We start from the raw sequence: 13864 nt of genomic DNA, 5'->3' as shown, positions 1-13864 counted from the left end.
TGGCCACGGTGGCCGCCGCAGCACCGTCCGAGCCGATCGCGATCGTCGGCATGGGCTGCCGCTACCCCGGCGGCGTCCGCAGCCCCGAGGAACTCTGGGACCTCCTGGCCACCGGCGGCGACGCAGTCTCCGGATTCCCCGCCGACCGCGGCTGGGACGCCGAAGCCCTCTTCGACCCCGACCCCGACGCCGAAGGCTCCACCTACGTCACCGAAGGCGGCTTCCTCACCGGCGCGGCCGACTTCGACGCCGACTTCTTCGGCATCAGCCCCCGCGAAGCCCTCGCCATGGACCCCCAGCAGCGCCTCCTCCTGGAAACCGCCTGGGAAGCCATCGAACGCGCCGGAATCTCCCCGGCCTCCCTCCACGGCTCGGGCACCGGCGTCTTCATCGGCGGCACCACCTCCGACTACATCACCGCCGTCGGCGGCGAATCGGACGCCCAGGCACACCTGATCACCGGCAACGCCCTGAGCGTCCTGTCGGGCCGCATCTCCTACACCCTCGGCCTGGTCGGCCCCGCGGTCTCCGTCGACACCGCCTGCTCCTCCTCCCTGGTCGCCCTCCACCAGGCAGCCCAGGCCCTGCGCTCCGGCGAATGCACCATGGCCCTGGCCGGCGGCGTCATGGTCATCGTCGACCCCAGCGAGTTCGTGAGCTTCTCCCGGATGAGGGCCCTGTCTTCGGACGGCCGCTGCAAGGCCTTCGGAGACGGCGCCGACGGTATGGGCCTGGCCGAAGGCGCCGGCATGATCCTGCTGGAACGCCTCTCCGACGCCCGCCGCAACGGACACCAGGTCCTCGCCGTCATCCGCGGCAGCGCCGTCAACCAGGACGGTGCCTCCAACGGCCTGTCCGCCCCCAACGGACCCTCCCAGCGCCGCGTCATCCGCGCCGCCCTCGCCAACGCCCAGCTCTCCGCGGCCGACGTCGACGTCGTCGAAGCCCACGGCACCGGCACCGAACTCGGCGACCCCATCGAAGCCGGCGCCCTGCTCGCCACCTACGGAAAGGAACGCCCCGCCCAGGACCACCCCCTGTGGATCGGCTCCGTCAAGTCGAACATCGGGCACGCCCAGCAGGCCGCGGGTGTGGCGGGTGTCATCAAGATGGTGATGGCCCTGCAGCACAGCCGGATGCCCCAGACCTTGTACGCGCAGACGCCGTCGTCACATGTGGACTGGTCGGCGGGGAACGTACGCCTGCTGGACGAAGCGCGCGAGTGGCCTGCGGGCGAGCGGCTGCGCCGGGCGGGTGTGTCCGCGTTCGGGATCAGCGGCACCAACGCGCACGTCATCCTGGAAGAGGCACCGGGCCAGGACGCCCCGGCCATCCGGGAGCAGGGGCCGGAGGAGACTCCCGCTCCCGTGCTCTCGGCCGGTCTCCCGGCGTGGCTGGTGTCGGGCCGGACCGCGGCCGCGCTGGCAGGCCAGGCGGGACGTCTGCGCGAGCACCTCGTAGCCCGGCCCGAGTCGCCGGTGGAGGATGTGGCGTGGTCGCTGGCGACCGGCCGGTCGGTGTTCGAGCACCGCGCCGTCATTCTCGGCACCGGCCGCGACGAACTCCTCACCGGACTGGTGTCGGCCGCCACAGGCCAGGCAGCGCCTGGTGTGGTGACCGGTGAGGTCGCTCCCGGCGGCACCGGGCGGACGGTGTTCGTGTTCCCCGGTCAGGGCAGTCAGTGGGTCGGCATGGGCCGCGAACTCGCCTCCCAGTCGCCGGTGTTTGCCGCCAGGCTGGCGGAGTGTGCGGCCGCCCTCGCTCCGTATGTGGAGTGGGAGCTGGACGATGTCCTCGCGGGACGCCACGGTTTCGAGGCTGCTGGTGTGGTGCAGCCCGCCCTGTGGGCGGTGATGGTGTCCCTGGCCGCGGTGTGGCAGGCGGCCGGTGTCGAACCGGATGCCGTGGTCGGCCATTCCCAGGGTGAGATCGCTGCCGCGGCCGTGGCCGGGATCCTGTCGCTGGAGGATGCGGCGAAGGTTGTCGCTTTGCGGAGCCGTACTCTGTCCGCCCTCGCCGGGCGTGGCGGGATGCTGTCGATAGCCGAGCCTGCCGATGCGGTACGGCGCAGGATTGCGGGCTTCGGTGACCGGTTGTCGGTTGCCGCGGTCAACGGCCCCTCCGCGACGGTGGTTTCCGGTGAGCCGGATGCCCTGCGGGAGCTGCAGGACGCCTGTGGTGAAGCGGTGCGGACCCGGATGATCCCGGTGGACTATGCCTCGCACGGTCCGCAGGTCGATGCCCTGCGCGAGGACATCCTCACCGCCCTCACCGGCATCACCCCCCAGCCCGCGGCCGTTCCGATGGTGTCGGCCATGAGCGGGCAGTGGCTCACCGGCCCGGAGATGGATGCCTCCTACTGGTACGCATCGCTGCGTGAGCCGGTGGAGTTCGACCGCGCGATACGCGTCCTGGGCGAGGCGGGTCATGGTGTGTTCGTCGAAGCCTCCCCGCACCCGGTCGTCATCCACGCGATTGCCGACACCCTTGACGAGAGCGACCCGGTCACGGTCGGCACCCTGCGCCGGGAGGACGGCGGTGCCGAAAGGCTGCTGACCTCCCTTGCCGAAGCCCACGTGCGGGGTGTGGCTGTCGACTGGACCACCGTCCTGGGCAGCGGGAACACCGTCGGCCTGCCGACGTACGCGTTCCAGCACCGGCACTACTGGCCCGATGCGCAGCCTTCCGAGGCGCGGGACGTCACCGAGAGCGATGCAGAGTTCTGGGCCGCTGTTGAGGGTGGTGATCTGGACGAGCTCGCCGCTGCGCTGAAGGTCGACGGCGGTGCGCTGGGGGAGATGCTGCCCGCGTTGGCCGACTACCGGCGGCGCACCCAGGCCGACGCGACACTCACCGACTGGCGCTACCGCATCGCATGGACGGCCATTCCCGATTCCGACACCTCCCTGTCGGGGACGTGGCTGGTCGTCGGTGGCGGTACGGACGCCGACGCCGTCGCGGGAGCACTGGCCGGACGCGGCACCGAGATCGTGAGAGTTGCCGGCCCCGGCGAGGCCGACGCCTCCACCCTTGCGGGTGTCGCCGGTGTGGTGTCGGTGCTGGCGCTGAACGACGGCCTGCCCGGTGACGGGGCTGTTTCTGCGGGTCTGGTGGCGACGGTGGAGCTGGTACGGGCTCTGGGCGATGCCGGGGTGACGGCTCCGCTGTGGGTCGTCACCCGGGGCGCGGTGGCCACCGGCACCAGTGAGCCGGTGGTGAGTGCGGTGCAGGCGCAGGTCTGGGGCCTGGGCGTCGTCGCCGGTCTCGAACTCGCCGGGCGCTGGGGTGGTCTGATCGACCTCCCCGCCGTCTGGGACGCACGGACTGGCGCCCGCCTGGTGTCGGTTCTGGCCGATGGCGTGGAGGACCAGGTCGCCCTGCGCGCCCGCGGCATCCTGGGCCGCCGCCTCGAACACGCGGGCAGGCCCCAGGTCCGTCAGAGCTGGACTCCGCACGGCACCGTTCTGGTGACCGGCGGTACCAGCGGGGTCGGTGCGATCACCGCCCGCTGGGTGGCCGAACGCGACGCCGGGCGAGTGGTGCTGACGAGCCGTTCGGGCCCCCGCGCCTCCGGGGTGGCCGGGCTGGCGGCGTCGATCGCCACGGCCGGAACAGCTGTCGACGTCATTGCCGCTGATATCGCCGCCCGCACGGCGACGAGCGCGCTGCTGGACTGGATTGATGCCAGTGGGCCGGTGCTGTCGTCGGTGATGCACGCGGCCGGTGTCGGTGCGCAGATCCCGGTCGAGGAGATCGGCGCGGAGGATCTGTCGTACATCCTGTCGGCGAAGGCCGGCGGCGCGATGCTCCTGGACGAGCTGACCGCAGCCCGCCCACTCGACGCCTTCGTTCTCTTCTCTTCCGGCGCGGGGACGTGGGGGAGTGGCCGGCTGAGCGCCTACGGGGCGGCCAACGCCTACCTGGACGCCCTGTGCGACCAGCGCCGCTCCCGCGGCCTTGCCGCCACCTCGATTGCCTGGGGTCTGTGGGCCGGGGTCGGGATGGCTGCGGGCAGTGGCGGCGACCGGCTGCTGGACTTCGGTATGGAGGGCATCGACCCGGAGCGGGGCATGCGTGCCCTGGGCCAGGTCCTCGACGCCGACGAGGGCGTACTCGCCGTCGCCGGATTCGACTGGCCCCAGTTCGTTCCCACCTACACCCTCCGCCGCCCCAGCCCCTTCCTGTCCGCCCTGCCCGAGGTCCGGGAGATCCTGGCGGCGGAGAACGAGCCCGCGGCCGGTTCAGGAACCGGCGGGTCCGAGCTGGCCGGCCGCCTGCGGAGCATGTCGCCCGGCGATCAGCGCCAGCAGCTCATCGAGCTGGTGCAGGGCCATGCGGCAGCGGTCCTGGGGCACGAGTCGGGACAAGCGGTCCTGCCGCAGCGGGCGTTCAAGGATCTGGGCTTCGACTCGGTCGGCGCGGTCGAACTGCGCAACCGCCTCTCTACCGCCGCCGGGGTCCGCCTGCCCTCGACCCTCGTCTTCGACTACCCCAACGCCGCCGCCCTCGCGGACTTCATCCGCGGCGAACTCCTCGGCTCCGCCGAAGCCGACAGCACGGTACGGGTGGTGGCCGCCGCCGGCGGCGAGCCCATCGCCATCGTCGGCATGGGCTGCCGCTTCCCCGGTGACGTCCGCGGGCCCGAGCAGTTCTGGGAGCTGCTGACCAACGGCACGGACGCCATCTCCGGCTTCCCCACCGACCGCGGCTGGGAAGCCTTCGAAGCAGAGTTCGGCAGCGAAGCGGTCCGTTCGGGGAACGCCTACGTCCGGGAGGGCGGCTTCGTCTACGACGTGGCCGACTTCGACCCCGGCTTCTTCGGCATCAACCCCCGTGAAGCCCTCGCCATGGACCCCCAGCAGCGCCTGCTGCTGGAAACCTCCTGGGAGGCCATCGAACGCGCCGGCCTCGCCCCCTCGTCACTGCACGGCTCGGCCACCGGCGTGTTCATCGGCGCCAGCGGCTCCGGCTACGAAAGCAGCCTCCCGGCCCATGACCAGAGCCTGGACGGCTACCGCCTCACCGGTTCCGTCTCCTCCGTCGCCTCCGGCCGTATCTCCTACGTCCTCGGCCTCACCGGCCCCGCCGTCACCGTCGACACCGCCTGCTCCTCCTCCCTGGTCGCCCTCCACCAGGCGGTGACCGCGCTGCGCGGCGGCGAGTGCACCATGGCCCTGGCCGGCGGTGTGGCGGTGATGACATCGCCGGGCGCCTTCATGGAGTTCTCCGAGCAGGGCGGCATGGCATCCAGCGGCCGCTCCAAGGCCTTCTCGGACGACGCCGACGGCATGGGATGGGGCGAGGGCGCAGGCGTCCTGCTCCTGGAACGTCTCTCCGACGCCCGCCGCAACGGCCACCAGGTCCTCGCCGTCATCCGCGGCAGCGCGGTCAACCAGGACGGCGCCTCCAACGGCCTGTCGGCGCCCCACGGCCCGTCCCAGCGCCGCGTCATCCGCGCCGCGCTGGCCAACGCCCAGGTCACCGCGGCCGATGTCGACGTCGTCGAAGCCCACGGCACCGGCACCTCGCTGGGCGACCCGATCGAGGCCCAGGCGCTGCTGGCCACCTACGGCCAGGAGCGTCCCGCCGGGGACCGGCCGCTGTGGCTCGGGTCGGTGAAGTCGAACATCGGTCACCTCCAGACCGCGGCCGGTGTCGCCGGTGTCATCAAGATGGTCCTGTCCCTGCAGCACGGCCGGATGCCGCAGACCCTGTATGCGCAGACACCGTCGTCGCACGTGGACTGGTCGGCAGGCAACGTACGCCTGCTGCAGGAGGCCCGCGACTGGCCTGCCGGTGACCGGCCGCGGCGGGCGGGTGTGTCCGCGTTCGGTGTGAGCGGCACGAACGTGCACGTCATTCTCGAAGAGACCCCGGCACCCGCTGACGTACCGGCCTCTGCTCCCGGGACCGGCGGATCCCCGGCGCTGCCGGTCCTGGCACCGGCGTCCGGTCTCCCGGCGTGGCTGGTCTCCGGCCACAGCCCGGCCGCGCTGGCCGGTCAGGCGGGCCGTCTGCGTGATCATCTGGTGGCCCGTCCCGGGCTGGCGGTGGGTGATGTGGCGTGGTCGCTGGCCACGGGCCGGTCGGTGTTCGAGCACCGCGCCGTGGTCCTGGGCGCGGGACGCGAGGAGCTGCTTGCGGGCCTGGTGTCGGCCGCTACGGGTCAGGCAGCGCCTGGTGTGGTGACCGGTGAGGTCGCTCCCGGCGGTATCGGCCGGACGGTGTTCGTGTTCCCGGGCCAGGGCAGTCAGTGGGTCGGCATGGGCCGCGAACTGGCCGAGGCATCCCCGGTGTTCGCTGCCAGGCTGGCCGAGTGCGCAGCCGCTCTCGCTCCGTATGTGGAGTGGGAGCTGGACGACGTCCTCGCCGGACATCACGGTTTCGAGGCCGCCGGTGTGGTGCAGCCCGCCCTGTGGGCCGTGATGGTGTCCCTGGCTGCCGTGTGGCAGGCCGCCGGTGTCGAACCGGATGCCGTGGTCGGCCATTCCCAGGGTGAGATCGCCGCCGCGGCCGTGGCCGGGATCCTGTCCCTGGAGGATGCGGCGAAGGTCGTCGCCTTGCGGAGCCGTACCCTCGCTGCCCTCGCCGGGCGCGGCGGGATGCTCTCGATAGCCGAGCCTGCCGATGCGGTACGGCGCAGGATTGCGGGCTTCGGTGACCGGCTGTCGGTTGCTGCGGTCAACGGCCCCTCCGCGACGGTGGTCTCCGGCGAACCGGATGCCCTGCGGGAGCTGCAGGACGCCTGTGGTGAAGCGGTGCGGACCCGGATGATCCCGGTGGATTACGCCTCGCACGGTCCGCAGGTCGATGCCCTGCGCGAGGACATCCTCACCGCCCTCACCGGCATCACTCCGCACGAGGCGACCGTCCCGATGGTGTCCGCGATGAGCGGGCAGTGGCTCACCGGCCCCGAAATGGACCCCTCCTACTGGTACGCATCCCTGCGCGAGCCGGTCGAGTTCGACCGCGCAGTGCGAGCGCTTGCCGCCAACGGACACGGCGTCTTCGTGGAAGCCTCCCCGCACCCGGTCCTGATCCAGGCGATTGCCGACACTCTGGAGGACCGCGACCCGGTCGCGGTGGGCACCCTGCGCCGCGAGGACGGCGGTGCCGAGCGGCTGCTGGCCTCCCTCGCCGAGGCACACACCGGCGGTGTAGCTGTCGACTGGACGACCGTCCTGTCCGGCGGGAACACCGTGGACCTGCCGACGTACGCCTTCCAGCGGCGCCGGTTCTGGCCCGAGACCCCCGAGGCCAAGCACTCCGGCCGTTCGGTCGACGACTGGCGTTACCGCATCACCTGGCAGCTGCCCGACACCAACCGCAGCATTGCTGCTCTCTCCGGGACCTGGCTGCTGGTCGGGGACGACCGGGATGCGCCCGCGGTGGCCGAGGCGCTGGCCCGCCACGGCGCCGAGATCGTCAGGGTTCCGGGTGTGGGGGACCTCGACCCTGCCGCGCTCGCGGAAGCGACCGGCATCGTGTCACTGCTTGCCCTCGACGAGACCCCGGATGCGGAGTTCCCCTGGGTGCCGTCCGGCACGGCCGCGACGGTCGAGCTGGTGCAGGCCGTCCACCGCGCCGGAGCCGCCGTCCCCGTATGGGTCCTGACCCGTGGTGCGGTGCAGACCGGTCCGGGTGAGGTCACCACCAGCCCGGCCCAGACCGCCGTCTGGGGCCTCGGGCGCGCCGTCGGCCTGGAACGCCCCGAACTGTGGGGCGGACTGGTCGACCTCCCGGCCGAGTTCACCGCCGAAGCCGGCACCCACCTCGCTACCGTCCTCACCCAGAGCAGTGAGGACCAGGTCGCTCTGCGGCCTGACGGCATCCTCCTGCGCCGCCTGGTGCGCGCGGAGGCACGCCGCGCCGAGGTGAAGAAGTGGACTCCGCGCGGGACGGTCCTGCTGACGGGTGGTACCGGTTCGATCGGTGTGTGCATCGGTGACTGGCTGGCTGAGCGCGGGACACGGCGTGTGGTGCTGACGTCGCGTTCGGGCCCGTCTGCGCCGGGTGTGGCGGGCCTGGCTGCGTCGGTGGCCGGGGGCGGTACGGCTGTTGAGGTCGTGAGCTGTGATCTGGGTGTGCCGGAGCAGGTCAACGGCATGGTCGGCTGGATCGAGGGGTCCGGGCCGGGTCTGTCGACGGTGCTGCACTCCGCGAACCTGCCCTACCTGGCCCGGGTCGAGGACACCGAACGTGAAGGCCTGGCGGCCGCGCTGGGCGCGAAGGCGGCCGGTGCCGTGCACCTCGACGAAGCCACCACCGGTCTCGACATCGACGAGTTCGTTCTCTTCTCGTCGATCTCCGCGACCTGGGGCAGCAACGACCACGGCGCCTACGCCGCCGGGAACTCCTTCCTCGACGGATTCGCCGAGGCCCGCCGCGCCCGCGGCCTGCCCGCCACTTCGATTGCCTGGGGTGTGTGGGACACCCGGGACTGGGATGCGGTCGACGCCGCGATGGAGCAGGGCGCGGGTGCGGTTACGCCCAGTCGTCTGCGCCGTCAGGGCATGAATTTCCTTGACACCGACCGGGCCCTGACCGCGCTGGGGGAGATCCTCACCGAGGACGAGACGTTCGTCGCCGTCGCGGACGTGGAGTGGGACCGGTTCGCACCCGTCTTCCGGGTTGCCCGCCCCCGCCCCCTGCTGGACACCATTCCCGAAGCCCGGGAAGACACCGAACCCACCCGCCCGGCGGAGACGGCGGCTGACCGCGGCGCATATGCGACCCTGCTCGCCGCCATGTCGGAGAGCGAGCGGCGCCGTACCGTCATCGACCTGGTCCGTTCGCAGGCAGCGGCGGTGCTCGGACACGAGTCGGTAGCGGAAGTACCGGCCGGGCGGGCGTTCCGTGAGGTCGGGTACGACTCGCTGACCGCGGTCGAACTCCGCAACCGGCTCAACGCCGCCGCCGGGGTACGGCTGCCGTCCACGGTCGTCTTCGACCACCCCGACCCCACCGCTCTGGCCGAGGAAATCCTGACCCGGCTTCTGGGGGCCGCGTCCCAGCAGGTCACCTCCGTCGTCGTCCAGGCTCCGTCCGAGCCGATCGCGATCGTCGGCATGGGCTGCCGCTACCCCGGCGGGGTCCGCAGTCCGGAGGAGTTCTGGGAGCTGCTGGCTTCCGGTGGTGACGCGGTTTCCGGGTTCCCGGCCGATCGCGGCTGGGACGCCGAAGCCCTCTTCGACCCGGACCCGGACGCCGAGGGTTCCACCTATGTGACCGAGGGCGGGTTCGTCACCGGGGCGGCCGAGTTCGACGCCGGTTTCTTCGGGATCAGCCCGCGTGAGGCCCTCGCCATGGACCCGCAGCAGCGGCTGCTGCTGGAGACCTCCTGGGAGGCCATCGAACGCGCCGGTATCGACCCGGCCTCGCTGAAGGGCTCCGGAATAGGGGTCTTCGTCGGTGCCGCCACCTCCGGCTACCTCGATGCGGCCAGCAACGACGCGGACGCCCAGGCGCATCTGATCACGGGCAACGCCCTGAGCGTCCTGTCGGGCCGCATCTCCTACACCCTCGGCCTGGTCGGCCCCGCGGTCTCCGTCGACACGGCCTGTTCGTCGTCGCTGGTGGCACTGCATCAGGCGGTCACCGCGCTGCGCGGTGGTGAGTGCACGATGGCGCTGGCCGGCGGTGTGATGGTGATGGCCGACCCCATGGAGTTCGTCGGCTTCTCCCGGATGCGGGCCCTGTCTTCGGACGGCCGCTGCAAGGCCTTCGGTGATGGTGCCGACGGTATGGGCATCGCCGAGGGCGCCGGCATGCTGATGCTGGAGCGTCTCTCCGACGCCCGCCGCAACGGCCACCGCGTCCTGGGCGTCATCCGGGGCAGCGCGGTGAACCAGGACGGTGCCTCCAACGGCCTGTCCGCCCCCAACGGACCCTCCCAGCAGCGCGTCATCCGCGCCGCCCTGGCCAACGCCCAGCTCTCCGCGGCCGATGTCGACGTCGTGGAGGCCCATGGCACGGGCACCACCCTGGGTGACCCGATCGAAGCGCAGGCCCTGCTGGCCACCTACGGTCAGGAGCGTCCGGCGGGGGACCGGCCGCTGTGGCTCGGGTCGGTGAAGTCCAACATCGGGCACGCGCAGCAGGCCGCGGGTGTGGCGGGTGTCATCAAGATGGTGATGGCCCTGCAGCACAGCCGGATGCCCCAGACCCTGTATGCGCAGACGCCGTCGTCACATGTGGACTGGTCGACGGGGAACGTACGCCTGCTGGACGAGGCCCGTGCATGGCCTGCGGGCGACCAGCCCCGCCGGGCGGGTGTGTCCGCGTTCGGGATCAGCGGCACCAACGCGCACGTCATCCTGGAGGAGGCGCCGGGCCAGGACGCTCCGGCGGCCGCGGAGCAGGGGCCGGAGAAGACCCCCGCTCCCGTGCTCTCGGCCGGTCTCCCCGCGTGGCTGGTGTCCGGCCGGACCGCGGCCGCGCTGGCCGGGCAGGCGGGCCGTCTGCGCGAGCACATGGTGGCCCGGCCCGGCCTGCCGGTGGGTGATGTGGCGTGGTCGCTGGCGACCGGCCGGTCGGTGTTCGAGCACCGCGCCGTCGTCCTCGGCACCGGCCGCGACGAACTCCTCACCGGCCTGGTATCGGTCGCTACGGGTCAGGCAGCGCCTGGTGTGGTGACCGGTGAGGTCGCTCCCGGCGGTATCGGCCGGACCGTGTTCGTCTTCCCGGGCCAGGGCAGTCAGTGGGTCGGCATGGGCCGCGAACTCGCCTCCCAGTCGCCGGTGTTTGCTGCCAGGCTGGCCGAGTGTGCGGCCGCCCTCGCCCCGTATGTGGAGTGGGAGCTGGACGACGTCCTCGCCGGACACCACGGCTTCGAGGCTGCTGGTGTGGTGCAGCCCGCCCTGTGGGCGGTGATGGTGTCGCTGGCCGCGGTCTGGCAGGCCGCCGGTGTCCAGCCGGATGCCGTGGTCGGCCATTCCCAGGGTGAGATCGCTGCGGCTGCGGTGGCGGGGATCCTGTCGCTGGAGGATGCGGCGAAGGTCGTCGCCTTGCGGAGCCGTACCCTCGCTGCCCTCGCAGGCCGCGGCGGCATGCTCTCCATAGCCGAGCCCGCCGATGCGGTCCGGCGCAGGATCGCGGGCTTCGGTGACCGGCTGTCGGTTGCCGCGGTCAACGGGCCCTCCGCGACCGTGGTCTCCGGTGAGCCGGATGCCCTGCGGGAGCTGCAGGACGCCTGTGGTGAAGCGGTGCGGACCCGGATGATCCCGGTGGATTACGCCTCTCACGGTCCGCAGGTCGATGCCCTGCGCGAGGACATCCTGACCGCCCTCACCGGCATCGTCCCGGGCGAGGCCCGGATTCCGATGGTGTCCGCGATGAGCGGGCAGTGGCTCACCGGCCCGGAGATGGATGCCGCCTACTGGTACGCGTCTCTGCGTGAGCCGGTCGAGTTCGACCGTGCCATCCGCGTCCTGGGCGAGGCGGGTCACGGCGTGTTCGTCGAAGCGTCCCCCCACCCCGTCGTCATCCAGGCCATTGCCGACACCCTCGAAGACCGCGACCCGATTGCGGTCGGTACGTTGCGGCGCGACGACGGTGGCGCCGAAAGGCTGCTGACCTCCCTCGCCGAAGCGTACGTCCGCGGTGTGACCGTCGACTGGACCACGGTCCTGTCCGGCGGGAACACCGTCGACCTGCCGACCTACGCCTTCCAGCACCGGCACTACTGGCCGCGGCCGGCAGCACCGTCGGCCCTCCCGCAGACAGGGAGTTCGCCTGCGGAGGCCGGTTTCTGGGCGGCCGTCGAGCAGGGTGACGCGGATACCCTGGCCCAGCTTCTGGGTGTCGACGCCGCCGAGAGCACGCTCGGTGCGCTGACCGACTGGCGCCTGCGGGAACGCGCCGACGCGACAGTAGCCGACTGGCGCTACCGCATCCGCTGGGCTGCGGTGCCCGACTTCGATGCTGTCCTGTCGGGGACGTGGCTGGTCGTCGGTGACGGTACGGACGCCGAGACCGTCGCCGGAGTGCTGGCCGAGCGCGGCGCCGAGGTGATGGCCGTTGCCGGTCCGGACGAGCTTGCTTCGGCCGCTGTTGCCGAGGCGGCCGGTGTGGTGTCGGTGCTGGCGCTGAACGACGGCCTGCCCGGTGACGGGGCTGTTTCTGCGGGTCTGGTGGCGACGGTGGAGCTGGTACGGGCTCTGGGCGATGCCGGGGTGACGGCTCCGCTGTGGGTCGTCACCCGGGGCGCCGTGGGTACCAGTACGGCCGAGCCGGTGGTCAGTGCGGTGCAGGCGCAGGTCTGGGGCCTGGGTGTCGTCGCCGGACTTGAACTCGCCGGGCGCTGGGGTGGTCTGATCGACCTCCCCGCCGTCTGGGACGCACGTACCGCCGCGCGCCTGGTGTCGGTTCTGGCCGATGGTGCTGAGGACCAGGTCGCCCTGCGCGCCCGTGGCATCCTCGGCCGCCGTCTGGAGCATGCCCCCCGCCCGACTACGGGCCGGGACTGGAGCCCCTCCGGCGCGGTGCTCGTCACGGGTGGCACCAGCGGGGTCGGTGCGATCACCGCCCGCTGGGTGGCCGAACGCGACGCCGGGCGAGTGGTGCTGACGAGCCGTTCGGGCCCCCGCGCCTCCGGGGTGGCCGAGCTGGCGGCGTCGATCGCCACCGCCGGAACAGCTGTCGACGTCATCGCCGCCGACATCGCCGCCCGCACCGCAACAAGCACCCTCCTGGACTGGATCGACACCAGCGGACCGGTGCTGTCGTCGGTGATGCACGCGGCCGGTGTCGGTGCGCAGATCCCGGTCGAGGAAGTCGGCGCGGAGGATCTGTCGTACGTCCTGTCCGCGAAGGCCGGCGGCGCGATGCTCCTGGACGAACTGACCACAGACCGCCCACTCGACGCCTTTGTGCTCTTCTCCTCCGGCGCGGGGACGTGGGGCAGCGGCGGGCTCAGCGCCTACGGGGCGGCCAACGCCTACCTGGACGCCCTGTGCGACCACCGGCGCTCCCGCGGTCTCCCGGCGAGCTCGATTGCCTGGGGTCTGTGGGCCGGGGTCGGCATGGCTGCGGGCAGTGGCGGCGACCGGCTGCTGGACTTCGGTATGGAGGGCATCGACCCGGAGCGGGGCATGCGTGCCCTGGGTCAGGTCCTCGACGCCGACGAGGGCGTACTCGCCGTCGCCGGATTCGACTGGCCCCAGTTCGTTCCCACCTACACCCTCCGCCGCCCCAGCCCCTTCCTGTCCGCCCTGCCCGAAGTCCGCGCCGTCCTCGCCGCCGAAGCCGGAGCGGGCAGCGGCACCGAAGCCGGTCCCAGCGCATCGGAACTGGCGATCCGCCTGCAGGGCATGTCGCCCGGCGATCAGCGCCAGCAGCTCATCGAGCTGGTGCAGGGCCATGCGGCAGCGGTCCTGGGACACGAGTCGGGACAAGCGGTCCTGCCGCAGCGGGCGTTCAAGGACCTGGGCTTCGACTCGGTCGGCGCGGTCGAACTGCGCAACCGCCTCTCTACCGCCGCCGGGGTCCGCCTGCCCTCGACCCTGGTCTTCGACTACCCCAACGCCGCCGCCCTCGCGGACTTCATCCGCGGCGAACTCCTGGGAACAACCGGCGGGGGAGCGGACGGGGCCGGACAGGGCGACTCCGTACTGGAGGTCCTGGACCGGCTGGCCACCGAGCTGGAGTCAATAGAAGAGGGCGCCGAAACGCGCCAGGACATTACCGAGCGGATGCAGACCATGCTGTCCCGCTGGCTGCGCAGCGGCGGATCCAACGAGCCCGCTGCCCCCGGCAGTACCGGACGAGAAATCGTCGCCGGGCATCTTGACGACGCCTCCGCCGATGAGGTGCTCGACTTTATCAACAAGGAACTCGGAGGCGCGTGATGATCACTCGTGGTCAG

General features: G+C 72.0%; 1 protein-coding gene. It reads left to right on the top strand.

All coding sequences use genetic code 11. From position 1 onward, the window contains the following. Positions 1-50 precede the first annotated feature (50 nt). Positions 51-13847: a type I polyketide synthase gene (locus B7R87_RS34475; RefSeq protein ID WP_456300567.1), complete on the top strand. Its 13797-nt coding sequence runs from the start codon at positions 51-53 to the stop codon at positions 13845-13847. Positions 13848-13864 lie beyond the last annotated feature (17 nt).

This window comes from Streptomyces tsukubensis, from assembly GCF_003932715.1.
Taxonomy (GTDB): Bacteria; Actinomycetota; Actinomycetes; order Streptomycetales; family Streptomycetaceae; genus Streptomyces; species Streptomyces tsukubensis.
This window is presented reverse-complemented; position numbering and strand designations above follow the sequence as displayed.

Bases quoted from the DNA above. Each gene is read 5' to 3' on its own strand.
- B7R87_RS34475 (WP_456300567.1), top strand. From the start codon at position 51: ATGGGCTGCCGCTACCCCGGCGGCGTCCGCAGCCCCGAGGAACTCTGG.